Consider the following 22659-nt stretch of genomic DNA (forward strand, 5'->3'; position numbering starts at 1 on the left):
CTTGGGTCTCCGAGCGCTGCCTATCGGGACATTCATCGCAGAGGCTGATGGAACAGCTTGGATGCAGACCAGCTACGACTTCCAGATCCCGGGGCGTTGCGCACAGGCATTGAGCTTCTGCGGAACCATGGAACCGCCGATCTAGGTGGTCGACCACGGGACGGGGCACCTTCGGGTGGCCGGTAGTTATTGCCTCAATGAATTCGGCCACCTCATCGAAGACGGCAACTATGTCGCGGGGGTCATTCTGCATGGACGTTGTAGATGGGAGTTCGCTATGCGTTGACGCAAACACCAGTCAGCATCGGCAGTTCGCCACCCAACGTGAAGCCGGCGAAACCAGAAGCCGCGGCTTCGGGGCGTAACCCGCAGTCGTAGAACAGAAGCCGGACCGCACGCCGCGGTCGGGCCCCTTTTCGTCAACCCAAAGACGGAGTCGTATCCACCGCAAGTAGGGACTTAGCGCCCCGTTTTGGTGTTTCTGTACTGATTTGCAATCCCGATACGTACGCTTCCGGCCAGGGAATCGGACACTCGACCAGCAGGGGTATCTATGCCGAATGTGACAGTGAAATTCGGGGGTTCAGACCCGGAAACAGCAGACCTCGCACGCCGGGCACTGCAACCAGTACTAGACAGCATCTACCGCACATACCGCAGGAAACCGCTCCCATTCGTCGAAGCCGCACTTAGACGCGCAGGCCGAGGAAGCTTCTCACAAGCAGGAATTGAGCGATTCGCCGACTACATTTCAAGAGGAGACCGACCGATTCTCACCACATAGCGGCCGCTCGTGATCGGGCCGAAGACCGAAGCGCTTCCACCGGCTACCTGTTCGACGACCTAAATTGGTCAGTGCCAACTAGGTACAGGTCCATCGTGGTCAACATCAACATCAAGAGACAGCGCCCGCCCGCGTCCGAGATCGGTAGCTTGCCTCACCGTGGCAAGGGCACTCGAGCCAGCAGACGTATTCGATCAAACGGAGCTGAGAAGGCTGATTCAGCAGATGCACATTAATCGACCTCTGTGTGAATTCTGCTCACGGTGCGCACTCGCGTGATCAAACCAGTCGGCGCTGTGACATTCGGTTGCTGATCCTATTCGGGGCGGCCTCGACCGACTATTTGGGACCTGTCAAACATACGCTCCCCTTCCTGGCCAGGTAGGGGAGCTTATGTTTGTGACCACCGCACGATCCACGCATCTTCTGATATGCAGGTTTCAGGCAGAGCTGAAAATGTCATCCACATGCGGTCGGCCGATCTTCTCTACAAGTCGGGAGCGGTTAGTGGCCCTGCGCCTTCTAATGAGAGGGGGATCGTGGAACCGTTCGCCATCGCCACGATCACGTTGACGATAGCAAAGAGGACGTTATCCATTTGAATTCACCTCCTCGCTCCGTCTAGGGCCCGGCAGTATTCGCTACTGCATACAGGGCAGATGTCCGGCTATCGAAATTGAGACCTGCAATGTAAGCGGCGAGCCTGGACCGAATGAGGTGACTGTCCTGATATATCCGAGGCCATTCGAGGAGTTGTAGTCCACCAACCAAGATCCACCAGAAGCACCTGCGCCAAAGTTGCCCGGTTTGGCAGTTGCGTGAGAAGCCGTAGTTCCGAACGTCATAACCAGGGAAGACGCTGCGATGCTTGCGGGGAATGAGGTTTCGACTCTGGACACTTACGGCCTTCTATCGAATTGGGGCCAGTCTGCCGGTTTCTAAAGATCTTCGGGAAGGTAGCGCGACGCTAATGTGACGGTCCTCGAAACTGGGGTATTTTTTCGAGCTTTATCCGGCTCTCCGGATTCGGAGTGTATGAGTTGATCCACGGATGATCCGAGCAGGCACAAGATGTAGGTTGGTGAGGGTTTAAATGTGCAGACCGATGGCGTGCGTTGGGACTTACGGTCAGCGCTGTCCGGTACTGAGGAAGAATACGTACTTGATGCTTTTCGAAGGTGATTTTTTGACGCACTTGGGTCCTTTCACAGCTGTGATTGTGAGAAGACCTGCATTCGTGCGTGAGTTGTGGTCCTCGGCGTATGGGTGCGCTACGGCAGATCGTTTTTGCAATATTCAACTGACAAGCTGCGCGGAGTCCGAGCGGAGACAGTTTCCAAACCCATTTGTTGGTAGTCGCGCTCGAATCACTGATGGACGGCAAACGAACCGAGGTACCGGCGACCATCGGCTTCGAGGTCGACAGCACTCTCCTGACAGTGCGCGCAATGGACACCGATTCAGGCCGGGGGACGACCAGTCGGACTGCATCGATGAACTGCAGAATTCCGAGACGCGGTCCTCTAGCACCCCCATTTTCGTTGGATTCACATTGACTGATCACTGAATGGAGGGGGTTGTGTACCTGCCGTGTACCTGTCACAGGATTGGGTCCCAAACAAGCGAAGTTCGACTGCCCCAAAAGGGCTCTGAACTGCGGAGAATCTGTGGAGCCGATGACGGGAATCGAACCCGCGTATTCAGCTTGGGAAGCTGATGTTCTACCATTGAACTACATCGGCGTCGCAGCCGACCGGACGTGTTTTCACCGCCGATCAACGTGCTTTCCGAACATTATCAGACGAGCTTTCAAGCGGCGGTGTCCCCGGGCGCCATTGATCAACACAGGCGTGTCGAAGTCGGCGCCTTCGGTAAATGATTTGCCCAAAATTTTTGCGCAGGAACACCTTTCGGGATGGAGAACTTGAGATAGGTGGGGCTGGGCTCTCCCGTGGGAGTCCAGAACCCGCGCATCGTGTTCGGTAACCACAGTGTGATCGCCCCGGCGATGGGCCGGCACTGCCCGCAGAACCGGTAACCTCTACCTGTGCTGCTCTCCGATCGTGACATCCGTGCCGAAATCTCCGTTGGACGTCTGGGTATCGACCCTTTTGACGACTCTATGGTGCAACCGTCGAGCGTCGACGTGCGCCTCGACGGTCTGTTTCGGGTTTTCAACAACACGCGGTACACGCACATCGACCCGGCACTTCGCCAGGACGAGTTGACCAGCCTGGTCGAACCGGCAGAGGGCGAGCCGTTTGTGCTTCATCCCGGCGAGTTCGTTCTCGGTTCGACTCTCGAAGTGTGCTCACTGCCGAACGACCTGGCCGGCCGCCTCGAAGGTAAGTCGAGCCTCGGGCGCCTGGGCCTTTTGACGCACTCCACCGCCGGTTTCATCGACCCGGGTTTCAGCGGCCACATCACACTGGAGCTGTCCAACGTCGCAAACCTGCCGATCACGCTCTGGCCGGGAATGAAGATCGGACAGCTCTGCCTGCTCAAGCTCTCGAGCGCTGCAGAGTTCCCCTACGGAAGCTCCGAAGCCGGATCCAAATACCAGGGCCAGCGCGGCCCGACACCGTCGAAGGCGTACCTGAACTTCAACCGCGGCTGAACGAACGAACTTCGGGGGGAGTCGGATGATCGGAATTTTCTACGGTCTGGTTTTCATGAACTTGTTGTTCGTGACCAGCACCGTGTGTTTGATGAAGCCGTCCAAAGCCAGTGTTGTTGCGACCGCCTGTGCAGGGGTGGCGTGGCTGTTCTTCAATGGACCGCTGGAAGGTCAGGTCTTGTGGTCGTTGAACAGAGAACACGGTCTGACGGTCTCGGATCTGATGTCGCTTGTTGCCTTCGGCATCGCCGCTCGTGGTTGGAATCAGGTTCGCAAAGCCCGTGAAACCGTCGACGCAGATCGTTTCTGACCTGCGCGCTCACCTGGATTGACCGCCACGATTCGGACAGATGTTTCGACCTGGAGCACAACAGTCGTCGAATCGGGCACAATTACTGGTTATGTGGTGGATTGTCGGAGGCGTACTACTCGTATGGGTCGTGTGTTCCATTCCGATTGCCATCCTGGTGGGGCGGGGTATCGCGCGTCGGGACCGCGCGGAATTCGACGGGCGAAATCAACAGTGGGCCGACGAGGTTGTCAGGTCGATCGAGAAGCAATCGGAGCAGGACAATGCCGATCGACGTAAGCCACCACTGATCAGCTGACCAGCTGGACTTTTCCGGAGGTGAGTGGGCATGGAACTTCCATCCGATACTCCCGACGACGTCGTGGCCGCGGCCGCCGGCGGACCAAGGGTTCCGCAGTTCGATCCCACAGTGGGGATTCCGGTAGTTCCGCCAGGGGGAGATGCTCCCCACCGGTTGGTGGTCATCGGCGATTCGCTGTCGCAGGGATTCCAGAGCGGGGCGATCTTCAATACCGATCTGTCGTATCCGGCGATCATTGCTCACCAGCTGGGCCGGCTCGACCAGTTCCGCTTTCCCCGTTACGGCGGCCCGGGCGGGCTTCCGCTCAACATCGAACTGTTGCTCCGCACCCTCGAGGAGCGCTTCGGCCCACGGCTCGACCTCTGGGAGGTTCCGCTCGCACTCTTTGCTGCACGTGCGTTCATGGATCAGGTGGAGGACTACTGGGAACGCGGACCGGGCAGTGAGGCGCCGACGTTCTCGGCAATCAACCACAACCTCTCGGTGTACGGGTGGGATCTTCGTGACGCTCTGACCAAGACGGCGCAGGGCTGCGAGGATGCTCTTCACCAACCGCACGACGATTTGATCAGCCAGATCGTCGAGAACAACGGTGAGCGCGCCGCACTGCGGGTTCTGCCGCGAGGCTCCGACGCCGAGAAGCGTATGACCGCGTTCGACGCAGCAGCGGAACTGGGCAAGGAAGGCATCGAAACTCTGATCGTCTTTCTCGGGGCCAACAATGCGCTCCGCACCGTCACCGAACTCCGAGTCGAGTGGAGCGGCAACAACTTCCGTGACCCGGACGGCAAGCGCGAATACACGGTGTGGCAGCCCGAGCACTTCGCGTCGGAGTACGCCGAGGTGCTGGCCGCGATCCGCAAGATCAACGCCCAGCACGTCATCCTCTGCACCGTCCCACACGTGACCATCGCACCGATCGCCCACGGGCTCGGCGGCAAGATCGAAATCGGATCCCGCTATTTCCCGTACTACGCGCGACCGTGGGTGCGCGACACAGACTTCGACCCACAACGCGATCAACACATCACCGGCGCGCAGGCATGGGCCGTCGACAGCGCAATCGACATGTACAACGACGGAATCGAGCAAGCCGTCGCGAATGCCCGTCGGGTGGGGAAGGACTGGTACCTCTGCGATATTGCCGGGTTGCTCGAGCGCGTGGCCTCACGGCGCTACGTCACCGACGTCAATGCGCGGCCGTCATGGTGGACGCCGTACCCCCTCCCCAAAGCACTGACCGACTTGCAACCCGTGCCGGACTCGCTGTTCCTCTCCGCCGACGGTCGCGGCGGCCGCGCATCGGGCGGCCTCTTCTCGCTCGACGGCGTTCATCCCACGACAGTCGCGTACGGGGTGATGGCGCAAGAACTGGCGAACATCATGGTCACGGCCGGGGTCCAGTTCGACCGCGCTCAGGTCGATTTCGACCGACTCGTCCGACGCGACACCTTGGTGCGCACTCCGCCGCAGAATCTCGATTCCACGCTCGGCGTCATCGGCTGGGCTGACGAGCATCTCGGCTTTGCCAAACGTGTGTTCGGCCTCTGATTTTCAGCTTGCCTTCGACATCGTCGGTGCAACGATGCGTTCCGCGTACTCCCGCAACAGCACGACCAGGTCTACGTCGTCGACGGAAAGTCTGCCGGTCGGACCTATCACAGCCAAGGCACCGACGACACACCTTTCCGCGTCGTGGATCGGGACGGCGACGGCGGAGCGTCCGACACGAATCTCGTCGACCTCACGGGCGGCCTCACCGCGCCGGATCCGCGAGAGTTCGAGTTCCAACTGGTCGCCGTCGGTGATGGTGTGTGCGGTGACCTTTCGCAGTGGGGCCTCGGCCAATTCGGGTCGGTTGGCGAGGAGCAGCTTCCCGATAGCCGACGCGTGAACGGCTGTGACCAGTGTCCGTTCACCACTGAGTTCGTGGTCGGGATCGCGATCGACGAGCCGAATTCTGTTTTCTGCAAACGACGCGAGGTAGACGCCGAACCGTAGCTGCTCGCGGAGTTCTTCGAGGAGCACCGAATTGTCGATGGGTGTGGGTTCGGCGGCAGCCCCGGCTAATTCACGGGTGCGTCGGCCTAGTGCGAAGCCGGAGAGGTCGGCGATCCGAACCAGGTAACCGTCGGCGACAAGGATGTTGAGTAACCGATACGCAGTGGCAGGTGGGATGTCGGCCAGGGCGGCAATGTCCTTGGCGGTGGCTCCCGATCCGAGCCTGGCCGCCGACTCGAGGAGGGCAAGGGCGCGCTGAACCGCTCGGGGTTCGTGCCCACCGAGGTCGCGTGGTCGGCCCACCATCAGCGGGCGCCGGCAGTCGGCTCGCCCACCAGCACGATGTTTCCGGCTGCGTCGGTGGCGAACACCCCAGCTCCTGGTAGTACGTCCTCGGTTTCGGGACTGTCGAAAGCGCCGACGTGCAGCAGACTTTTGGGGCTTCGGCGTCGCAGGTAGAACTGCCAGAGTGTGCCCGAAGTCAGGATCACGAGCACGGCGATCGGTGCAACGTACGCGTGGTCGATCGTGTTGGCATAAACCAGGTAACCGAGGACTATCGCTCCGGCACCACTGCCACACGACGCGGCCGCGAGAACGCCGGAAGTGTGCTCGCCGATCCGTGTCAGGAAGACAACGGATGCGATAGCCGCCAGTGCATAGGCCACGATGACGGCGCCGCGAACAGTCAGTCGAACGTCGTCGAAGATTTCTCCGCGCCCGAGAACGGCAAAGGTTCCGCCGCCCAGCAGGACGGTGCAGACCACGGTAGTCAATGCGAAGTAGGGCGTACGGAAGGCACTGTGAACCGAGGCGAACCGGCGGGGGAGTAGGCGCTCGACACCGAACGAATAGACCAGGCGTGACGCAGCATTGGATGACGCCATCGAGGACGCCAGCCACGAGCACCCCAGACCGACGTTGAGCGCGATCACGACACCGGGGCTCACGCCCGTCGCCGTTCCGTGGAGATAGGCGTTGACGAGGGTGTCACTGCGCCCGGACCAAGCGGCCCAGCCCGCGAAGATGAAGAGCGATCCACAGATGATCGGAGTGAGAAGGACTGTGCGGGTGACGGTTACCAGCGGGCGACGGGCCTCGGGGCCGAAGAAGGCCGCGCTCTCGAATCCGGCGAGAGCGAACACGGCAGCCAGGGCGGTGAGTAACAACCCGTGGCCGGAGGTGGGTGGAACGATCTGTGCTTGTTGACTTCCGGAACCGCCCAGGATCATGAGCCCGACGATGAACAGAAGTGAACAGCTTTCGACGACGAGGATCGCGAGCGCGGCAAATCTGACACTTCGCACGAGAGCGCCGAGAATCAGCAAGGCTATCCCCAGATAGAGCGCGATGACGTGAAAAGTCTTGTCCACGTGCACACCCGCGAAGCCGAGCAATGCGATTGCGGCCTGTCCGCCGTGATAGAGCGTCATCACCGCGCTGCCGACGTACTTGACCAGCATGGCGATGCCGGTGGTCAATGCTGCCCGGGTGCCCAGGCCACGAAAGACGAAGCTGTGCAATCCGCCCGACGCAGCCATTCGGCGAGTGAACTGCGAAACGCAGAAGGCTATGAGCGTCACCAGCACGGTGGCCGCGATGATGGTGATCATCCCGCTCAACAATCGGCCGTGTGTCAGCATGGTGACGGGCAGAACGACCATCGACACAGCAGGGGCAGTGGTTGCCACCGACTGGGCCAGCACTTCGGCGCCCGAGAGTTGCCGACGGCCCAACGCCCGCAGCGGTGATCGCGCCGGGGGCTGCTTCTCGCGCGTGGTGAAGGACCGCGCGATGGCTTCGGTTAGAGCGGACATGTCGCGTCACGCTAGTCCGGTTCTGTAACGCCGATATTGCGGGCATGCTTCCGCTGATCGCACTCGGGTGAGAGAGCAAGATGCGAACGCTCGCACGTTTCTCACTCGGTCCCCACCGACTGTTTCCTGCGCGTCAAGTTCCGGACCCAACGCTCCTGAAGTCTGTGTTCAACACCAACCACCCGGGTCACCGGGAGCACACTGGGGAGCTCGAATGCCATACACACGTAGATCTTTCATGCGCAGCCTGGGAATCACCGGCGGCGCCGGCCTGGCACTCGGTGCTATGTCGTCCATCGGCCTGGCGCCGGCAGTGGCGTCGACGCCGAGGCGATTTCAGGCACCTGCTGCGGGTGACCTGATCGGAAAGGTCAAGGGAAATCACTCCGTCGTGATCCTCGGCGGCGGACCGTCCGGGCTGTGCTCCGCCTACGAACTGCAGAAGGCCGGATACAAGGTCACCGTCCTCGAAGCACGCAACCGCCCGGGTGGTCGGGTGTGGTCGATCCGCAACGGCACCGAAGAAACCGACCTGAACGGTGAGACACAGACCTGTTCGTTCTCCGAGGGGCACTTCTACAACCTCGGTGCGACGCGTATTCCGCAAAATCACAACACCATCGACTACTGCCGTGAACTGGGCGTCGAACTGCAGATGTTCGGAAACCAGAACGCGAACACCTTCGTCAACTACACCGGCAACAAGCCGCTGGCGAATCAGTCGATAACCTACCGAGCAGCCAAAGCCGACACCTACGGATACATGTCCGAGCTGCTGCAGAAGGCCACCAATCAGGGCGCTCTCGACCAGGTCTTGAGCAAGGAAGACAAAGAAGCACTCTCGTCCTTCCTCACCGACTTCGGTGATCTCTCCAGTGACGGCCGCTACGTCGGATCCTCGCGTCGAGGGCACTCCGCGGAGCCGGGCGCCGGCCTCAACTTCGGAACCGAGATCGAACCATTCGGGATGAGCGATGTCATCCAGGGCGGCATCGGGCGTGCATTCTCCTTCGAGTTCGGTTACGACCAGGCCATGACGATGATGACCCCCGTCGGCGGCATGGACCGGATCTACTACAAGTTCCAGGACGCGATCGGGATGGACAACATCGAGTTCGGCGCCGAAGTCAGCGGCATGAAGAACGTGCCGGAAGGCGTCACCGTCGACTACGTCGTCGACGGCAAATCCAAGTCGATCACCGCCGACTACGCAATCTGCACGATCCCACCGCACCTGATCAAGCGGCTGAACAACAACCTGCCCTCCGACATCCTGCTCGCGTTGGATGCAGCCAAGCCGTCGTCGTCGGGCAAGCTCGGTATCGAATACTCGCGTCGGTGGTGGGAGACCGAGGACCGCATCTACGGCGGCGCGTCCAACACCGACCGCGACATCTCCCAGATCATGTTCCCCTACGACCACTACAACTCCGACCGCGGCGTCGTCGTCGCGTACTACAGCTCGGGTAAGCGTCAACAGGCTTTCGAATCGCTCACCCACCGTCAGCGGCTGGCCAAGGCCATCGCCGAAGGCGCAGAAATCCACGGCGACAAATACACTCGCGACATCTCGTCGTCCTTCTCCGGAAGCTGGCGTCGCACCAAGTATTCGGAATCCGCCTGGGCATCATGGGCCGGCGCGGGAGATTCCCACGGCGGCATGGCAACTCCCGAGTACACCAAGCTGCTCGAACCCGTCGACCGGATCTACTTCGCCGGCGATCACCTCTCCAATGCCATCGCCTGGCAGCACGGGGCCTTCACGTCCGCGCAGGACGTCGTGACCCACCTGCATCAGCGTGTTGCGCAAACTGCCTGACGTGCTTCGTTTTCCATCACTTTCTCTGGAGGTCACATCATGAAATCTCGCAGAACCAAGGTCCTTGCAGCGGCATTCGCCGCCACTACGCTACTGGGCTTCGCCACTGCCTGCTCGTCTGACGAGGCGGACGCCGAGACCACATCGAGTTCGTTCGTCTCGAAATCGATTCTCGAAGCGGGGCAGGCAAACCCGATGATCGCTCAGGGCGTCGCGATCGGCGGCGACACCGCAATCTACAAGACCAGCGGCATCGGTCCGTCGGCAGGAAACAAGGCGGCGCCGGAAGGTTCGCCGGAGTCGTACATCGACGGTCAGTTCTCCGGCGGTGTTCTGCCGACCGGTGTCACCGTCACCGAGGCGCAGGGCATCAATGTACTCAAGAAGATCCGCGACAACCTCGAAGCTCAGGGATTGAGTCTCGAAGACGTCGTGACGATGCGCGTCTTCCTCGACAACGCGCCGGGATCGGACAAGGCCGACTACACCGGATGGAATCGCGCGTACCGGCAGTTCTTCGCCAACACCAATCTCGACACGGGTGACACCGAGTTGGTGCCGATGGGCACGGCCGAGCCGATCGCTCCGATCGAGCGAAACAGCGCCCGGCCCACCCGCTTCGCCCTCGAGGTTGCCGGACTGCCCGTTGCCGGTTGGCTCGTCGAGGTAGAGGTCGATGCGGTGTACCCCGACGGCAAGGAACCCGCCTGATGGGCGCGCTCAGCCCGACTCACTGGGCGATCGTCGCAGTAGTGCTCGTGGTGCTGTTCGGTTCGAAGAAGCTGCCCGACGCGGCCCGGGGCCTCGGCAGGTCGATGCGGATCCTGAAGTCCGAAGTCGGTGAACTGCAGTCGGATACGGACCTCGCGTTGGAGCAGCGAGACTGACCCCCGTGCGCGGTCGAGGAGTCCCCACACTCCTCAACCGCGCACAGGTCTACTAGATCAGACCTTCGGAACGAGCTACCGACGGTGGTGACGGCGGACCCTTCACGAAGACATCGATCAGCACGTCCTCGTCCTGGTACGACGCGAACTGCGCCAACCCCGGCGTCTGGCGCACAGCCGAATGAACGGCGTCACCGTTTTGCGGGTACTCCGGTACGACGTGACGCCAATGGGCGCACAGCAGCGTTCCGCCAGGCTCGAGATGCTCGACGACCTGCAGCATTGCCTCGATGAGCTTTTCGAAGGTCAGGTAGTAGCCGACTTCGCTGATGACGACGAGGTCGAAGGTTTCGTCGGACCAGTCGTCACCCAACGCCCAGAGCCGAAATTCGGAGTCATGTCCGGTAAGCCTCGCTCGAGCGCTCTCGAGTGCGGTCGGGACGATGTCGGTGGCGAGAACGCTGTCGCAGCGCTCGGACAACTTCTCGGTGAGAACCCCGATCGAGCACCCCGGTTCGAATGCGCGACGGTATCGAGGTTTCGGGAGCATAGCGACACTGAGTGCGTACTTCCGCTGCTCGTACCAGCGGGATTCGAAATCCCATGGGTCGGACTGTGCGGCATACATCTTGGCGAAGTAATCCGCGGGGAGTTCACGATCGCTCATACGAACACCGTCTCGTACGGCCTCAGTAATCGTTCCATCGCGTGGCGGGGGAGGATGGGTGCATCCGCGGGATGATCGGAAAGCGGAGCGATCTGTGAAGTGAACTCATTGGTGGCAGCAGATTTCGCAGCCTGAACGTCGGAGGGCAAGGTCACCTTTCGTGCTCTTTCCCACGGGACTGCCGCATGATCCGGCGCGGCCCAATGCCACGCCCAGATGGGATACTCGATCAATCGCGATCCAGTGTCCGCGCACGCCCTCGCCGCCGCGTCTCCGGTGGCTTCGTGGTCCGGGTGGCCGTCCCCGCGCCACGTGGAGGCGCACCAGGTATCCGCCGAGGAATCACCGAGAATCGAGCTGAGGCGGTCGGTCAACTCCTGTCGGTTCTCGCCGATCTTTCCGTCCGGGATGCTCAATCGAACCGGTGTGGGAATTCCGAGGACACGCGCTGCCCGATCCGACTCGGACCGTCGACGGCGTTCCATCTCGGGCTGAGTCACGGTCGGTGAATCGGGATGCGAAGCTCCGCCGTCGGTGACAGATACGACCTGAACACTGATGCCGGAAAGTATTGCCAGAAGAGCGGTTCCGCCCAGACCGAGTATTTCGTCGTCGGGATGGGGAGCGACGATGATCAATCGTGAGCATCCGGTGAGATCCAGTTCCGGAAAACTTCTTCCCCACTCCCGCCATGTCGATTCGGGAGTACCGCCGTCGTCGACAGGTTTCTGCGCGAACAGTTTCGAGTTCACCACGGCCGTTTCCCCTTGGCTGCAATCCGGCCCAGCTCGGCGAGATCCTTCTCGGCGTGACTCTGCCGCAAGTAGACGGTGAGATCGGCTACCCGTGCGGCGTGCGCGGCGTCCATGCAGAGCGGTGCGGCGCCGAGAGCGCGTCCCACCCGATCCAGGGTCTCGGTAGCGGCGCGCTCGACAATTGCGCGCACACGGAGTGCCCGATGCATGGCCTCGGCATTTTCGTCGAAGGGATCCGCATCGATCTCGGCCGCCGCGACTGCGAGCGCGTTGCGCGCTGCGGCGAGCGCTGCATCGACCGCACCGAGGTGTGCGAGTACGTAGGGGTCTTCGCTGCTTGCAGCCTTGTCGTACAACGGATCAGCGACGCCGCAGGCGCCGCCGTACCAGCATGCAGCCACGCCGATCGCGCCGTGCCAGAACCCCGGGCGGCTCAGGTAGTCGCCTGCCGTCCCGACCGGTATGGCCGGAACCATGTCGAAGTCGACCGCGCTGGAGTCGCTTTCGGCCATACCGACGGCCTTCCACGAATCGGGAACGGGATGCACCCCAGGTAGTCCGAGCTCGACCGCGAAGAGGGAGGGGACACCGTCGACCAAGGCGGTGATCAGTGCATGCGTGCAGGTGTTGGCGCCGGAACACCACAACTTGCGACCGGTGAGCGTCCAGATCCCCACGTGCTCAGACGCATTCACCACAGGTTGGGGTGGCTCGGCCGCCCACACTCCCCACAGCTGCCCGGGTTCGGGATCCGGTCCGTCGAGTTCGGTGAGTATCGCGACGGCATCGGTGTGAGCCTCAGCCATCCGGCCGAGAACCACATTCTCCCGTGTGAGCTCTGCCAGGGAGGTCCACCGTGCGGCCGTCGCGCCGCCGCCGGGCAGCGGCAAGTACAGTCCACCTGCGTCCAGGAGTGTGTGTAGTCGTTTCATCGTGCCAGCTCCGCTTCTTCGTTATCGGCGGTCGTACCACCCAGGTTACGGATATGTCCGGCAAAGCCGCCCGGAGTTCGGCCGTCGAGACGCGCAGACGTGGTGACCGCAATGTCCTCTGCCCACGCGATACAGGCACCGGCCTCGCTCAACCGCCGGACGAGATCGACATCCTCGTCTTCTTCGAGATCGCAGAATCCTCCGACGTCCCAGTACATATCGGCGCGGACACCGAGGTTGGCACCGTGGACGTGACCGTGTCGACCATAGGGATGTGCGTGGTACATACGTTCGTACCGTTCGCGAACGGAGTGCGGATGGCCTTCCCAGTCTGCGATGCGAACGGTGCCCGCGACGACGTCCGCAGTACGCGCATACTCCAATTGGCGCGCAATCCAGGTGGGGCCGACCACCGAATCGGCATCGGTCGTGGCGAACCACGCTGAGGCCCCCAAATCCGAGCCGAACGCAGAGAAACCCGTCGCTCGCGAACGGCCGACGTTCTGATGCTCGACGCGGAGTACTTCCACCCCGTCGGGGATGACCCCCGCGGTTCCGTCCGAACAGTTGTCGAGGACGGCAACCACTCGGACGGGGACAACGCAAGCCGACGCCGCTGTTGCGAGTGCACGAAGGCAATTGGGGAGGTCTTCGGCTTCGTTGTGGGCGGGAACTACGACAAGAACCTGGTCGATTGGCACAGTGACGATCCTTTCCTCACCCTGGTACGGTCGGGTCTTCTTTCGTCCCGGTTCTCAACAGATAACCACATTTCGGACGGGTGCCGCCGCGCGACCGCCAGCAGCCGTGCAGGTCGAAAACTGTTTCGGTGAAACATCTCTGGATACGTTTGAGAGATGTGCCGGCGGGGTACAAGACGGGGTTTTGCGACTGTGCTTTCGGGTGCAAAACGGGGTTTTGCACCGAAGAATCTTCAGAACCGGCGGTGGCGCACCGAATCGACGAGCATCCGGGCCACCTCGTGCAGTTTCACGTTGGTGTGCTGCGATTGCTGAACGAGCCGGCTGAATGCTTCGTCGGCGTCGATGCCGTGGATGGCGATCAGCACGCCCTTGGCTTGTTCGATCTCGGCACGAGATTCCATGGCGCAGTGCAACTGTTCGATGTGCTCGTGTGCCTGACGCCAGCGTCGTGAATCTGCGATCGCCGCGCCCGCACCGGCGGTGAACAATTTCATCAACTCTTCGTCGAAGGGCTTGAACTCTGTCGAGGCGAATCCGTAGACGTTGAACGCGCCGAGAAGTTCGGTGCTTCCTTCGCCCATGGTGAGCGGCACGGACAAGTAGGACCGGACACCTTGTTTCCGGGCCTCGGCGGTGAATTCCGGCCATTTGTCGTCGTGATCACCCACCTTCGACCGAACCGACGACATGGTGCGCGCGGCGTCAACGCACGGACCACGATCGGCGGAATGCTGGGCATCGTCTATCGCGGAAAGGTAGTCCGCGGTAGATGCAGCAGTTCGTGGGCCATCGGCGGACAGCACCGTCACGCTGACAGCATCGGCATCCGGCAGCGCTTTGACCGCCGTCTCGGCCAGACGTTGGAGCATGGAGTCGAGATGCGCGTCCGTGTTCAGAGTGGACCGGAGTCCGGCAATCGCTTCGGCGAGGGTGTCGAGCGAATCTGCTGCGGAAGCAAACGCCGCGGCTCCCTGTGGGGTGTCCGCATTGCCTGTCATGATTCAGGTCTACTCCGCAAATTGCGGCGATGTAACCGTTCCAGGCGGTCTTTGCTTCGATGTTGCATGAAATCCGAGGTTCCTGGGTAGCCGCACGCAGCGATGTGCGATGTCGCCTGAAAAAGAGGAGCCGATGATGATCCTGCGTTTACCTGGTGTGTATCCACCGCAACACGACACGTCGTTACTGGCGGATGCGCTGCTGTTCGAGCGCCTCACCGCTCGCAGTCGGGTGCTGGATCTGTGCACGGGGACCGGCGCCCTCGCTGTCGCGGCATCCGCGGCAGGCGCAGGCCACGTCGTCGGGGTCGACATATCTCGCCGAGCGTGTGCCAATGCTCGTCTCAACGGGATCCTCAACGGAACCTCGATCGACTCCCGTCGTGGCGACCTCACCGAGGCGGTGCACGGCGAACTCTTCGATCTGGTGATCTCCAACCCGCCGTACGTCCCTGCTCTTGCAGATGATCTCCCTACCGCTGGAATCGAACGTGCTTGGGACGCAGGCAAGGACGGACGCGCCCTCATCGACAGGATCGCAGCCACCGTTCACGAGGTGCTCGTCCCGGGCGGCACACTGCTTCTCTTGCAATCGGTGCTGTGTGGGGTCGACAAGACCGAGGCGATACTCGAAGAACACGGTATGGCCGTAGAGATTTCAGCCCGGAAGTACGTTCCCTTCGGGCCCGTGATGCGCGAGAGGCGCACCATGCTCGAGGCACGAGGGTTGATCACCACCGGTCAGGAAATCGAACAACTCGTGATCATTCGCGCAACGAAGTCTTGCCCTTCTCCCAACTCGATGTGAGGTGATCGCCGAGAAGATCGTCGAACGCCAGGCACGCTGCGGCGCCGAACAAGATGTCATCAGTGCGGTGCGGCTGCGAAGAGGCGAGACCGCCGGCAAGTTCCCGAACGGCGATCTGTTCGTGAACGGAATCCGCTTCCACGTGCTCGTCGTAGAACAGTGTCGCGTCCGAACCGAATCCGAGTCGGCGCAGTCCTGCGCTGTATCGTTTGCTCGGCAGCGCAGACGTGGTCTCGACAGCGCACAGGTGCCCGACCAGCGTTCCGAGATGGCGGCGATGAAAACCGAAGAGCGAGAGAGCATTCAACGACGCCAACGTTACCGCGGGAACAGAATCGATGTAGTGGCCGTAGCGGTCCGAAAGACCTACAGCCCGCATGGTGTCGGCAAAAAGACGCGAATGCATTCGCTCTGCGCGGCCGCCTCCGTACTCGTCGCTCTGCACTTCGACGAGGGCGGCCTTGACGGCACCGGAGAGGCGCGAAATTCCGAGGGTGTGCACATCCGCCTCGCGGAGCTGATTGAGCGAACGGTGAATCAGCACCTCCGAGAACTGATCGATCGTTGCATCCTTCGCCATGAAGGACGCAAGACCGGGGCCTGCACTGGGGGCGGTCATCGACCAGAGGTCGGCCACGACGTCGCCAGACGACTCCACTGTCCCCACGAGTTGCGCGATGGCGGACTCGAAACGCTCTTCGAGCCGAGACCGCACCGCGAGCAGGTCCGGATTCCATTCCCATTTGTCCGAGACGTTCTCGATTCCCTGCAAATGAAGCTCGTAGAGGAGCGTCAGGGTCAGCTGAGCGTCGTCGTCACGAAGAATGTCGTAGGTGAGGTCGGTGGACTGTGCATCCTCGTACGCGTCAGCGGCAGCCGTAATCTCCCTCGGATCGGCCGAGGAGCGCAGAATGGAAACGAGAGTGGCGCTCAGTGGGCCGCGGGCCTGTGGAACAGGCATGGAAGTGGGCACGCCAGTGGCCGAATCGAGAACTGAAGAGGACATATGACCGCGTTTCCCGAATCGTCATCTGCCGAAACACCGAGTGTTCCCGGTAACAACACCACCATAACCGCCTGCACGGACGGCCCGCTGCTGGTGCGTGGTGACTTCGAGTTGCTCCGTGACGACGGAACCCCGATAGAGAACAAGCGCTCTACGGTTGCATTGTGTCGATGTGGGCGGACCGGCATCGCGCCGTTCTGCGACAGCTCCCACAAGAAGAAGCGGGCGAGAGCGACGTAACCGGTGCCAATTCGGAACAAGCCCGACCCGTGAACCAAGACGATCCGGAAACCAAGAAAAGGCTGGATGCCGGCACCATGCGGTGCAGCGTCCAGCCTTTTCAGTCTGAAGTCAGACTGGGATCGAACTCAGATGGCGCGAACGTTCTGAGCCTGGGGGCCCTTCTGGCCCTGTCCGATCTCGAACTCGACCTTCTGGCCCTCGTCGAGGGACTTGTAGCCGCTGCCCTGGATCTCCGAGTAGTGAACGAACACATCCGGTCCGCCACCTTCCTGCTCGATGAATCCGAAGCCCTTTTCACCGTTGAACCACTTGACACTGCCCTGAGCCATAACCAAATTCTCCTGGATCCATCGAGCCGAGCCCTCCCATCGAGAGTCCGGTCTCACACCTGATCCTGCCATGCTCTTCTTTTTCTGTCTCCAATTACATGCATGGCGAGTTGCAGTATTTGACGGCTTTGTCCCGTTCCGGGACCACGTCGCAAGCAGGTGATTGTTCAACTATGCGCGTTCACCTGCTGTGATGTATTCGTCCCTTCGATGCAGCGCGAAATGACAACACCTGTGTTAAATCTGGATTCGCGGCGCAGAATGCCACCCCGATACCGAGGAGGGGACCAAATACCCAACTCGATCGGGGTCGAGATCAGTCCGAATCGTCGGGTTTGGTGTGCCCGTCGAACGTCACATGGATGTTCTCGTGGGGAACCGCGCGTTGTGCTTTTGCTTGATCGGCGAAGGTGCGCCGATCGCCTTCGATGAGTTCGGTGTTGTCGGTGAACGGAGCCAACAACGCCCGCGGATGGAGTTTGTCGACTCGCACGACGTTGATTTCCGCACACATGACGATCGAGGCTGCAGCGAGGAACAAGAAGGCCAACAAACCCAGAACGATGGCAAAGACGCCATTGGTGGTAGAGGCACCCCGCACCACAGAGGTCACATAGAGGGCACCGAAGGACTGAAGTGCTTGCCAGAGAACAGCAGCGGCGATCGCTCCAGGTGCCACATCGGCTACCGAGAGCGGGCGGGCGCAGGTGAGCCGGAAAGCGACGATGAAGATGCCCGCATTCAAGACGACTACCGCAAGGGTCAGCAGGAAGCTGAACGAACCGCCCAGATGAAGCGCACCGCCGATGTTGGAGACAGCGGTGGTCCCCAAGATCGCGAGACCGATCGTGCCGAGGAGTAGTAGCCCTTGGAGACGCCCGCGGATGGGATCCGGTCGCATGTTTCGGGGCACCGACCACACCGTGTTCATCGCGTTCTGGCAAGCCAGAGCGACACCGAGGCCACCGTAGAGACCACCGACGATTCCGATCACCAGACCCGTGACACCGCCGCCGATCTGTTGCGCATTGCCCAGGTCGTCACCGATCACCGGAAACTGATGCAGCGCGGAGTCCAAGATCTGTTGCTGAAGCTCAGGGTTGCCCGACAGCACGAAGCCGAGAATGGTCGAGAGCAACAGAAGAAGAGGAAAGAGCGAGACGAAGCCGTAGTAAGCGATCAGCGCGGCTAGATAAACACCTTGATCGTCGAGGAACTTGTAGAGGACCGCTATCGGGAACCCCAGGGCCGGATGCTTCTGTTGCAAGGCATCGAGGCGCTTGGCGATTGTCATTCTCGGTCTCTCTCAGCTCGTCGGACAGCCCGACGAACCTTAGTCGCTGCGAGCGCCCGGCGCTCGACGCCGGGGCAGCCGTGGCGTCAGGAGGCTTCGAGTGACTTCTCTGCTTCGTCGAGCGCGCGCATTGCTCCCTCGACAGAGTTGGTGACCGGGAATTCCTCTTCCGCCCGCGCCGCGCGAAGCAAGCGTCGAAGCGGGTGTGACCCGATCGCGGCCCACTGGAAGTCGTTGGCTCGCGAACGGGAGTTCAGCTCGGCGAACAGTTCGAGGCAGACCGCACCGACGAACAGTGAGTTGGACAAGTCCAGAATGACGCGAGGCCACTCCGCAGCGTACGAGTTGAGAAGTTCTCGTAGTTCTGGGGCGGAGAGTTTGTCGAGGTCGACGTCGACCCGGATCAGGACTGTCGAGGGCGCTATCCGCCAGGCCGCGAAACCATGCGTTTCCACGATCGGCCCCAATTGTGTTGAGGGATCGATGGAATCGATCGGTGTGTGGTCGAGTTCATTCAGATTCATGGCAGATCCGGTCTGTGTGCTTTCATCGAAAGGCTGACGACCGATCTGGCGGCGCGGAAAGTGAATGCGTCCAGGCGTGGAAAGCTTTAGAGCTCAATGGAAATGAACAGTACAGATGTGCGCAGGAAATACTCACCTGATCCAGAGCCTTGATGCGAACCGAGCGCCAGTGGCTTCAACCCCGGCTGTATTCTCAACCTCGGTACGGTTCAGTGTAGCTCGAGGGCGTGAATCGGTCCAGGTGAGAGGTCGAATATTAAGCGGTGCAATGTTTTTGGCTCGACGCTTCGGTATGGTGGAAGATCAGCGTCACCGGACGAAGGGAATCAGATGAACGACCGCGATGCACTCACGGCCATCTCGACCAAGCTCGACACACTGATCGGCGCGGAGACCAACGGTTTGCGGGACGAGGTTCCGCCCGGTTCCAGTGTGCAGCGCACCGAGCAGGACGGCGAGCACGGCCGGTGGGGGCACGATTACCGCCTCGCCAACAAGTATCTCGAGGCCCTCGACATCGGCCAGCCCGGTCTCATCGATCGAGACGAGCTGGAACGTCTTGCACAGGAATACATCTGATCCTCGAGACGTACCTTCAGAAGATTTCACCCATCTCGGTGCGTAGCTGCTTCAGTGACTGAGTGAGGATTCTGGATACATGCATCTGAGAGATGCCGACCTTTTCGGCAATCTGGGATTGGGTGAGATGGCCGAAGAATCTGAGAACGACGATCGTGCGCTCGCGCTCCGGTAGTGCCAGGAGCGCGGGCCGCAGGGTTTCGTGATTGTCGATCCGACTGATCGCTTCGTCGTACTGTCCCAAAGTGTCTATCAGAGTCAGACCACTCCCGTCGCCGGCGGAAGCGGTGTCGAGCGGTGTGGTTCGGTACGAATTACCGGCGGTCAAACCTTGTTCGACCTCGTCCGGTTCGATGTCGAGTTCCTTGGCGAGTTCCGCGACTGTCGGTGCACGGCCGAGCGTCTGGGACAAAGTCGTGAGCGCCCGGTTGAGGGCAAGGTGCCGTTCCTGAAGGCTACGAGGCACTCGCACGGACCAGCCGTGATCGCGAAAATGCTTGCGAACCTCACCCATGACGGTCGGGACGGCGAACGAGAGGAAATCCGATCCTTTGTCGACGTCGAATCGCTGCACGGCCTGTATGAGCCCGATGCGAGCAACTTGCTCCAAGTCCTCGAAAGGCTGGCCACGCCCCTGGTATCGGCGAGCGACGTGTGTGGCCAGGGGTAGGCACAGTTCGATGATCGAGGTGGTTATTTTTTCTCGGCTGGGATCATTCGGCGGAAGCGAGGCCATCGAGACGAACAGTTCGACAGCTGTTTCGTACTGGTCCTTCTTGTCCGGTGGGACAGCGGTCACGCACGCTCCTGGGGCAAGCCCTTTTCAAGCGTCATCGTCAGGGTGATGTGACCGTCCGCGTCGATTTCCGACTGTTCCAAGCGGACGGAATCGACCAGCGCTTCGAGAACGAACCATCCGAAGCTGTGCGACTTGTCGGGTATCTCGGAGTGCGCGATCACGGACACGACAGTCCGAAGTGTGCGGCCGACGGTGTCGAATCGGCAGGTCAAGTCGCTGGACGGTATCGCGTGGCCGATGAGGATGCTCGCGACTTCGTCCATCGCCAGAGCAAGGTCGGCTGTTCCGTCGACATCGAGTCCGGTGTTGTTGGCAACCGTTCGGGTGATTCCGCGCAGAGTGGGAAGTTGAGAGTACGACGCGCGGACGCGGAGCGAGGCGATGGAGTCGTGAGTTAGTTCGGTTTCGGTCGGACTCGACAGAGGGATCAAGGGGCTTCCTGTAGGTAGATGTGGCGTAATTCCGGCGGACCGAGGCAAGGACCGGTACCGGCCGTGCGTGCCAGCCATCTCTACCCCGGAAGTATTCATGGCCTTGGATTACCCTTCGCCCGGCGAACTAACCCTCTTTACCCGAACTAGAGGATGAATTGTGAGACACATCACCTGTGGTGCGGACGTACCGAATCCTCATCTTTCATTTTCGCGTCGTTCGGGTACAGCCGCTTCATGGACACCCATTCGGACAGACAGATCCCCGTACACATACGACCGGAAGGTGTCACTGATGACGAGGTGAAGGCGGCAGGAGTGCTGTCGAACGCCCTTGAAACGGTGGAACGGGCACGCGGTGCTCTGTACGACTTCCATCAGCTGATAGGGCATGCCGATCTGATGCTCGACGAGGTCGTCGAGCTACTGCGATCCAGCGGCAACGACGACCTGGCCGATCAGGTCGAGGGCGAGTTGATGGGCCGGAACGTGGTCGAGGGGCGCTGGACTTTCCAGTTGGTCGAAGAGTTCGACGAGAACTACTGGTCGTTTTTTCGTGAATGCGAGAAAGTGGTGCGCGACAAGCTGGCAGGCGGAGTGCCGCACCTCTTCGAAGCCGAGATGAAGGAGCGACGCCGCACGCACGGTTTGCGGCACCACGAGGCCAGGCCCTGAGGTTCCTATCTACTCTCGTGAGCTCGTCGCGGCACTGATCAGTGGTTCAGTTCGAGCTTTGCGCAACGATTCTCGCTCGGTCGCCGTCATGCCGCCCCAGATTCCGTGGGGTTCCCCGGTCTGGATGGCGTGCACCAGGCATCTCTGCACGACAGGGCATCTGGCGCACACCAGCTTCGCCGAACTCTCGCGCTTCGCTCGCCTGGAGCCGCGCTCGTTCGTGTCGTCGTAGAACAGAGCGGGGTCGGTGTCGCGGCAGGTGCCGGACAGTTGCCAATCCCACTCGTCGGCAAGGGGCCTGGGAGATGTGTAGGAGCGCATGAACATGGACGTTCCCTTCGCTGCGTGACGAACTCGACTCGGATCGCGGATCCAGGTCGGGTGTTAAGGCAAAGCTCGGTCCCGCCGGCCTGAACCGGCGGGACCTTCGAGGCTCCTCCCTCGAGGGGGAAGATTTCGGGGGTACCTCTGGTCGGTCATTACCCAGCCGTACAACTTTTGAATCCCGGTCGTCAGGAATTCTTTCGATCCACGGCACGTCGTTCTGCTGCGGCGACAAGACCACCGGCGATGTCGCGCACCTTGACGTTCCATTCCTGCGACATCTGGACCAGAAAGTCGAAGGCTTGGTCGGCCGAGCACTCACGCTCGGCCATCAGTAATCCCTTGGCCTGCTCGATCAAGGGCCGAGAATCCAAAGCTCTTCTCAGTTCGTCATTTTCCGCGCGAAGGCGGGTGAGGACGTCTGACGCCGAACTGGACTGCTGAGCCAGCGGTCGTTGAACCTCGTATACACGATGAAGCACACCGATGACCCTGCCGTCATCATCGGTGACGGCGGAATTCACCGTATTCCAATAGCGGGTGACAAACATCCCGCTCCCGCGCTCGTCGCGCACGTCGTAACGCTGAGTCGGCAGTGCGTCCCGAGTTCGGGACCGCATCGTGCGCTCGAATGACGCTGTCAACGAGAAGATTCCATCGGCAAACGAGTCGTCGGGATTGTCGGGGAAGGCTTCGAACACTTCCACTCGGTGCAATTGATCGAGGCTGCGACCGGATACGGCAAGGTATTCGTCGTTTGCGCCCTGGATACGAAAATCGCTGTCCACGAGCAGAAGAGAAGAACTGCTTGCCGCAAATCGATCGCTACGAACGATCGAGCGGAGAGTGCTCGAACTCATGATTGTGTCGTTTCTGTCCTGTCTTCGACGGTTGCGGCCCCTGATATTTCAGAAGTAGGTGATCGCGAGAACTCCGAGGGCGGTGCCTGCCACGATCGATCCGAACAACAAACGCTGCTGCAACACGAACATCTGATACTCGCGACGTGTTTGTGTCGACGTGCCGCGCGAGTCCGCAGACATGCTCTTGCCCTT

27 protein-coding genes and 1 tRNA gene are annotated in these 22659 nt (G+C 60.9%); 11 read left to right on the forward strand and 17 right to left on the reverse strand.

Annotated features, from left to right (window positions below):
• Window positions 1-2452: 2452 nt before the first annotated feature.
• Window positions 2453-2526: transfer RNA gene (locus tag P3G66_RS22335), tRNA-Gly, on the reverse strand.
• Window positions 2527-2831: 305 nt separating this feature from the next.
• Between P3G66_RS22335 and dcd the strand changes: the two genes are divergently transcribed.
• The 4 genes from dcd (at window position 2832) to P3G66_RS22355 (ending at window position 5563) form a co-directional block, all read left to right on the forward strand.
• Window positions 2832-3401 (forward strand): dCTP deaminase, encoded by a 570-nt coding sequence (gene dcd, locus P3G66_RS22340; protein ID WP_003943702.1) that lies wholly within the window; start codon window positions 2832-2834, stop codon window positions 3399-3401.
• Window positions 3402-3426: 25 nt separating this feature from the next.
• Window positions 3427-3711: a hypothetical protein gene (locus P3G66_RS22345; protein WP_003943682.1), complete on the forward strand. Its 285-nt coding sequence runs from the start codon at window positions 3427-3429 to the stop codon at window positions 3709-3711.
• Between the two features lie 91 nt (window positions 3712-3802).
• Window positions 3803-4009 (forward strand): hypothetical protein, encoded by a 207-nt coding sequence (locus P3G66_RS22350; RefSeq protein ID WP_007726530.1) that lies wholly within the window; start codon window positions 3803-3805, stop codon window positions 4007-4009.
• Window positions 4010-4039: 30 nt separating this feature from the next.
• Window positions 4040-5563, forward strand: coding sequence for a hypothetical protein (locus tag P3G66_RS22355; protein WP_064114320.1), 1524 nt, complete (start codon window positions 4040-4042; stop codon window positions 5561-5563).
• 3 nt (window positions 5564-5566) lie between these two features.
• Here P3G66_RS22355 and P3G66_RS22360 read toward each other — a convergent pair whose 3' ends face one another.
• Entirely contained in the window at window positions 5567-6319 is a 753-nt protein-coding gene (locus P3G66_RS22360) for an IclR family transcriptional regulator C-terminal domain-containing protein (RefSeq protein WP_003943724.1), read from the reverse strand.
• The gene (locus tag P3G66_RS22365) at window positions 6319-7830 is read right to left on the reverse strand and encodes an APC family permease (RefSeq protein WP_276117117.1); all 1512 of its coding nucleotides are present in this window, start codon (window positions 7828-7830) and stop codon (window positions 6319-6321) included. The genes P3G66_RS22360 and P3G66_RS22365 overlap by 1 nt, the downstream gene beginning before the upstream one ends.
• A gap of 238 nt (window positions 7831-8068) precedes the next feature.
• Here P3G66_RS22365 and P3G66_RS22370 point away from each other — a divergent pair, with 238 nt between their 5' ends.
• The 3 genes from P3G66_RS22370 to tatA are packed head-to-tail and all read left to right on the forward strand — an operon-like array spanning window position 8069 to window position 10536.
• The gene (locus P3G66_RS22370; RefSeq protein ID WP_007726538.1) at window positions 8069-9649 is read left to right on the forward strand and encodes an FAD-dependent oxidoreductase; all 1581 of its coding nucleotides are present in this window, start codon (window positions 8069-8071) and stop codon (window positions 9647-9649) included.
• 39 nt (window positions 9650-9688) lie between these two features.
• Window positions 9689-10360 carry a Rid family hydrolase gene (locus P3G66_RS22375; RefSeq protein ID WP_047269035.1) on the forward strand — a complete coding sequence of 224 codons (672 nt, stop codon included), beginning with the start codon at window positions 9689-9691 and terminating at the stop codon, window positions 10358-10360.
• Window positions 10360-10536: a Sec-independent protein translocase subunit TatA gene (gene tatA, locus P3G66_RS22380; protein WP_003943732.1), complete on the forward strand. Its 177-nt coding sequence runs from the start codon at window positions 10360-10362 to the stop codon at window positions 10534-10536. The genes P3G66_RS22375 and tatA overlap by 1 nt, the downstream gene beginning before the upstream one ends.
• A 52-nt stretch (window positions 10537-10588) precedes the next feature.
• Here tatA and P3G66_RS22385 read toward each other — a convergent pair whose 3' ends face one another.
• The 5 genes from P3G66_RS22385 to P3G66_RS22405 all read right to left on the reverse strand — a co-directional run bounded on the left by P3G66_RS22385 (window position 10589) and on the right by P3G66_RS22405 (window position 14592).
• Window positions 10589-11203 carry an SAM-dependent methyltransferase gene (locus P3G66_RS22385; RefSeq protein ID WP_042926398.1) on the reverse strand — a complete coding sequence of 205 codons (615 nt, stop codon included), beginning with the start codon at window positions 11201-11203 and terminating at the stop codon, window positions 10589-10591.
• Window positions 11200-11958, reverse strand: coding sequence for a PIG-L deacetylase family protein (locus P3G66_RS22390; RefSeq protein WP_003943643.1), 759 nt, complete (start codon window positions 11956-11958; stop codon window positions 11200-11202). The genes P3G66_RS22385 and P3G66_RS22390 overlap by 4 nt, the downstream gene beginning before the upstream one ends.
• Window positions 11952-12890 (reverse strand): acyl-CoA dehydrogenase, encoded by a 939-nt coding sequence (locus P3G66_RS22395; protein ID WP_047269036.1) that lies wholly within the window; start codon window positions 12888-12890, stop codon window positions 11952-11954. Before P3G66_RS22395 ends, P3G66_RS22390 begins: the two co-directional genes overlap by 7 nt.
• A complete protein-coding gene (locus tag P3G66_RS22400) occupies window positions 12887-13591 on the reverse strand; it encodes a glycosyltransferase (RefSeq protein ID WP_042452319.1) in 705 nt (234 codons plus the stop codon). Before P3G66_RS22400 ends, P3G66_RS22395 begins: the two co-directional genes overlap by 4 nt.
• A gap of 233 nt (window positions 13592-13824) precedes the next feature.
• On the reverse strand, window positions 13825-14592 hold the full coding sequence (locus tag P3G66_RS22405) for a GAF and ANTAR domain-containing protein (protein ID WP_003943624.1): 768 nt from the start codon (window positions 14590-14592) through the stop codon (window positions 13825-13827).
• A 109-nt stretch (window positions 14593-14701) separates the two neighbouring features.
• On the opposite strand from P3G66_RS22405, the gene P3G66_RS22410 reads away from it, so the two are divergent.
• Window positions 14702-15400: a HemK2/MTQ2 family protein methyltransferase gene (locus tag P3G66_RS22410; RefSeq protein ID WP_042452318.1), complete on the forward strand. Its 699-nt coding sequence runs from the start codon at window positions 14702-14704 to the stop codon at window positions 15398-15400.
• On the opposite strand, the gene P3G66_RS22415 is transcribed toward P3G66_RS22410, so the two are convergent.
• Window positions 15357-16406 (reverse strand): iron-containing redox enzyme family protein, encoded by a 1050-nt coding sequence (locus P3G66_RS22415; protein WP_042452317.1) that lies wholly within the window; start codon window positions 16404-16406, stop codon window positions 15357-15359. The genes P3G66_RS22410 and P3G66_RS22415 overlap by 44 nt on opposite strands.
• Between P3G66_RS22415 and P3G66_RS22420 the strand changes: the two genes are divergently transcribed.
• Window positions 16407-16646: a CDGSH iron-sulfur domain-containing protein gene (locus tag P3G66_RS22420; RefSeq protein WP_003943717.1), complete on the forward strand. Its 240-nt coding sequence runs from the start codon at window positions 16407-16409 to the stop codon at window positions 16644-16646.
• Window positions 16647-16774: 128 nt separating this feature from the next.
• Here the strand turns inward: P3G66_RS22420 and P3G66_RS22425 are convergent, their stop codons facing one another.
• The 3 genes from P3G66_RS22425 to P3G66_RS22435 form a co-directional block, all read right to left on the reverse strand.
• Window positions 16775-16978, reverse strand: a complete 204-nt coding sequence (locus P3G66_RS22425; protein ID WP_003943666.1) for a cold-shock protein — start codon at window positions 16976-16978, stop codon at window positions 16775-16777.
• Window positions 16979-17294: 316 nt separating this feature from the next.
• A complete protein-coding gene (locus tag P3G66_RS22430) occupies window positions 17295-18272 on the reverse strand; it encodes a YhjD/YihY/BrkB family envelope integrity protein (RefSeq protein ID WP_003943713.1) in 978 nt (325 codons plus the stop codon).
• Between the two features lie 86 nt (window positions 18273-18358).
• A complete protein-coding gene (locus tag P3G66_RS22435) occupies window positions 18359-18796 on the reverse strand; it encodes an STAS domain-containing protein (protein WP_042452313.1) in 438 nt (145 codons plus the stop codon).
• A gap of 330 nt (window positions 18797-19126) precedes the next feature.
• Here P3G66_RS22435 and P3G66_RS22440 point away from each other — a divergent pair, with 330 nt between their 5' ends.
• The gene (locus tag P3G66_RS22440) at window positions 19127-19375 is read left to right on the forward strand and encodes a hypothetical protein (protein ID WP_003943680.1); all 249 of its coding nucleotides are present in this window, start codon (window positions 19127-19129) and stop codon (window positions 19373-19375) included.
• A 16-nt stretch (window positions 19376-19391) separates the two neighbouring features.
• On the opposite strand, the gene P3G66_RS22445 is transcribed toward P3G66_RS22440, so the two are convergent.
• Both P3G66_RS22445 and P3G66_RS22450 read right to left on the reverse strand, forming a co-directional pair.
• Window positions 19392-20111: a SigB/SigF/SigG family RNA polymerase sigma factor gene (locus tag P3G66_RS22445; RefSeq protein ID WP_276117163.1), complete on the reverse strand. Its 720-nt coding sequence runs from the start codon at window positions 20109-20111 to the stop codon at window positions 19392-19394.
• A 59-nt stretch (window positions 20112-20170) separates the two neighbouring features.
• Window positions 20171-20605 carry an anti-sigma factor gene (locus P3G66_RS22450; protein WP_003943620.1) on the reverse strand — a complete coding sequence of 145 codons (435 nt, stop codon included), beginning with the start codon at window positions 20603-20605 and terminating at the stop codon, window positions 20171-20173.
• Window positions 20606-20842: 237 nt separating this feature from the next.
• On the opposite strand from P3G66_RS22450, the gene P3G66_RS22455 reads away from it, so the two are divergent.
• Window positions 20843-21280, forward strand: coding sequence for a hypothetical protein (locus P3G66_RS22455; protein WP_039972685.1), 438 nt, complete (start codon window positions 20843-20845; stop codon window positions 21278-21280).
• Between the two features lie 9 nt (window positions 21281-21289).
• On the opposite strand, the gene P3G66_RS22460 is transcribed toward P3G66_RS22455, so the two are convergent.
• From P3G66_RS22460 to P3G66_RS22470, 3 genes are all read right to left on the reverse strand, one after another.
• Window positions 21290-21607 carry a WhiB family transcriptional regulator gene (locus P3G66_RS22460; protein WP_003943622.1) on the reverse strand — a complete coding sequence of 106 codons (318 nt, stop codon included), beginning with the start codon at window positions 21605-21607 and terminating at the stop codon, window positions 21290-21292.
• A gap of 185 nt (window positions 21608-21792) precedes the next feature.
• Entirely contained in the window at window positions 21793-22464 is a 672-nt protein-coding gene (locus tag P3G66_RS22465; protein WP_042925720.1) for an ANTAR domain-containing protein, read from the reverse strand.
• A gap of 48 nt (window positions 22465-22512) precedes the next feature.
• On the reverse strand, window positions 22513-22647 hold the full coding sequence (locus P3G66_RS22470; protein WP_256082897.1) for a hypothetical protein: 135 nt from the start codon (window positions 22645-22647) through the stop codon (window positions 22513-22515).
• Window positions 22648-22659 lie beyond the last annotated feature (12 nt).

It is taken from the genome of Rhodococcus sp. C3V (assembly GCF_029269915.1).
GTDB classification, from domain to species: domain Bacteria; phylum Actinomycetota; class Actinomycetes; order Mycobacteriales; family Mycobacteriaceae; genus Rhodococcus_F; species Rhodococcus_F qingshengii.

Excerpts from the sequence above, each read along its gene's own strand:
- P3G66_RS22460 (WP_003943622.1), bottom strand. The coding sequence starts at position 21,607 with ATGTTCATGCGCTCCTACACATCTCCCAGGCCCCTTGCCGACGAGTGG.
- tatA (WP_003943732.1), top strand. The coding sequence starts at position 10,360 with ATGGGCGCGCTCAGCCCGACTCACTGGGCGATCGTCGCAGTAGTGCTC.
- P3G66_RS22345 (WP_003943682.1), top strand. The coding sequence starts at position 3,427 with ATGATCGGAATTTTCTACGGTCTGGTTTTCATGAACTTGTTGTTCGTG.
- P3G66_RS22375 (WP_047269035.1), top strand. The coding sequence starts at position 9,689 with ATGAAATCTCGCAGAACCAAGGTCCTTGCAGCGGCATTCGCCGCCACT.
- P3G66_RS22410 (WP_042452318.1), top strand. The coding sequence starts at position 14,702 with ATGTCGCCTGAAAAAGAGGAGCCGATGATGATCCTGCGTTTACCTGGT.
- P3G66_RS22370 (WP_007726538.1), top strand. The coding sequence starts at position 8,069 with ATGCGCAGCCTGGGAATCACCGGCGGCGCCGGCCTGGCACTCGGTGCT.
- P3G66_RS22365 (WP_276117117.1), bottom strand. The coding sequence starts at position 7,830 with ATGTCCGCTCTAACCGAAGCCATCGCGCGGTCCTTCACCACGCGCGAG.
- P3G66_RS22405 (WP_003943624.1), bottom strand. The coding sequence starts at position 14,592 with ATGACAGGCAATGCGGACACCCCACAGGGAGCCGCGGCGTTTGCTTCC.
- P3G66_RS22425 (WP_003943666.1), bottom strand. The coding sequence starts at position 16,978 with ATGGCTCAGGGCAGTGTCAAGTGGTTCAACGGTGAAAAGGGCTTCGGA.
- P3G66_RS22415 (WP_042452317.1), bottom strand. The coding sequence starts at position 16,406 with ATGTCCTCTTCAGTTCTCGATTCGGCCACTGGCGTGCCCACTTCCATG.
- P3G66_RS22420 (WP_003943717.1), top strand. The coding sequence starts at position 16,407 with ATGACCGCGTTTCCCGAATCGTCATCTGCCGAAACACCGAGTGTTCCC.
- P3G66_RS22445 (WP_276117163.1), bottom strand. The coding sequence starts at position 20,111 with ATGGCCTCGCTTCCGCCGAATGATCCCAGCCGAGAAAAAATAACCACC.
- P3G66_RS22470 (WP_256082897.1), bottom strand. The coding sequence starts at position 22,647 with ATGTCTGCGGACTCGCGCGGCACGTCGACACAAACACGTCGCGAGTAT.
- P3G66_RS22435 (WP_042452313.1), bottom strand. The coding sequence starts at position 18,796 with ATGAATCTGAATGAACTCGACCACACACCGATCGATTCCATCGATCCC.
- P3G66_RS22395 (WP_047269036.1), bottom strand. The coding sequence starts at position 12,890 with ATGAAACGACTACACACACTCCTGGACGCAGGTGGACTGTACTTGCCG.
- P3G66_RS22360 (WP_003943724.1), bottom strand. The coding sequence starts at position 6,319 with ATGGTGGGCCGACCACGCGACCTCGGTGGGCACGAACCCCGAGCGGTT.
- P3G66_RS22350 (WP_007726530.1), top strand. The coding sequence starts at position 3,803 with ATGTGGTGGATTGTCGGAGGCGTACTACTCGTATGGGTCGTGTGTTCC.
- P3G66_RS22355 (WP_064114320.1), top strand. The coding sequence starts at position 4,040 with ATGGAACTTCCATCCGATACTCCCGACGACGTCGTGGCCGCGGCCGCC.
- P3G66_RS22455 (WP_039972685.1), top strand. The coding sequence starts at position 20,843 with ATGGACACCCATTCGGACAGACAGATCCCCGTACACATACGACCGGAA.
- P3G66_RS22430 (WP_003943713.1), bottom strand. The coding sequence starts at position 18,272 with ATGACAATCGCCAAGCGCCTCGATGCCTTGCAACAGAAGCATCCGGCC.
- P3G66_RS22465 (WP_042925720.1), bottom strand. The coding sequence starts at position 22,464 with ATGAGTTCGAGCACTCTCCGCTCGATCGTTCGTAGCGATCGATTTGCG.
- P3G66_RS22440 (WP_003943680.1), top strand. The coding sequence starts at position 19,127 with ATGAACGACCGCGATGCACTCACGGCCATCTCGACCAAGCTCGACACA.
- P3G66_RS22385 (WP_042926398.1), bottom strand. The coding sequence starts at position 11,203 with ATGAGCGATCGTGAACTCCCCGCGGATTACTTCGCCAAGATGTATGCC.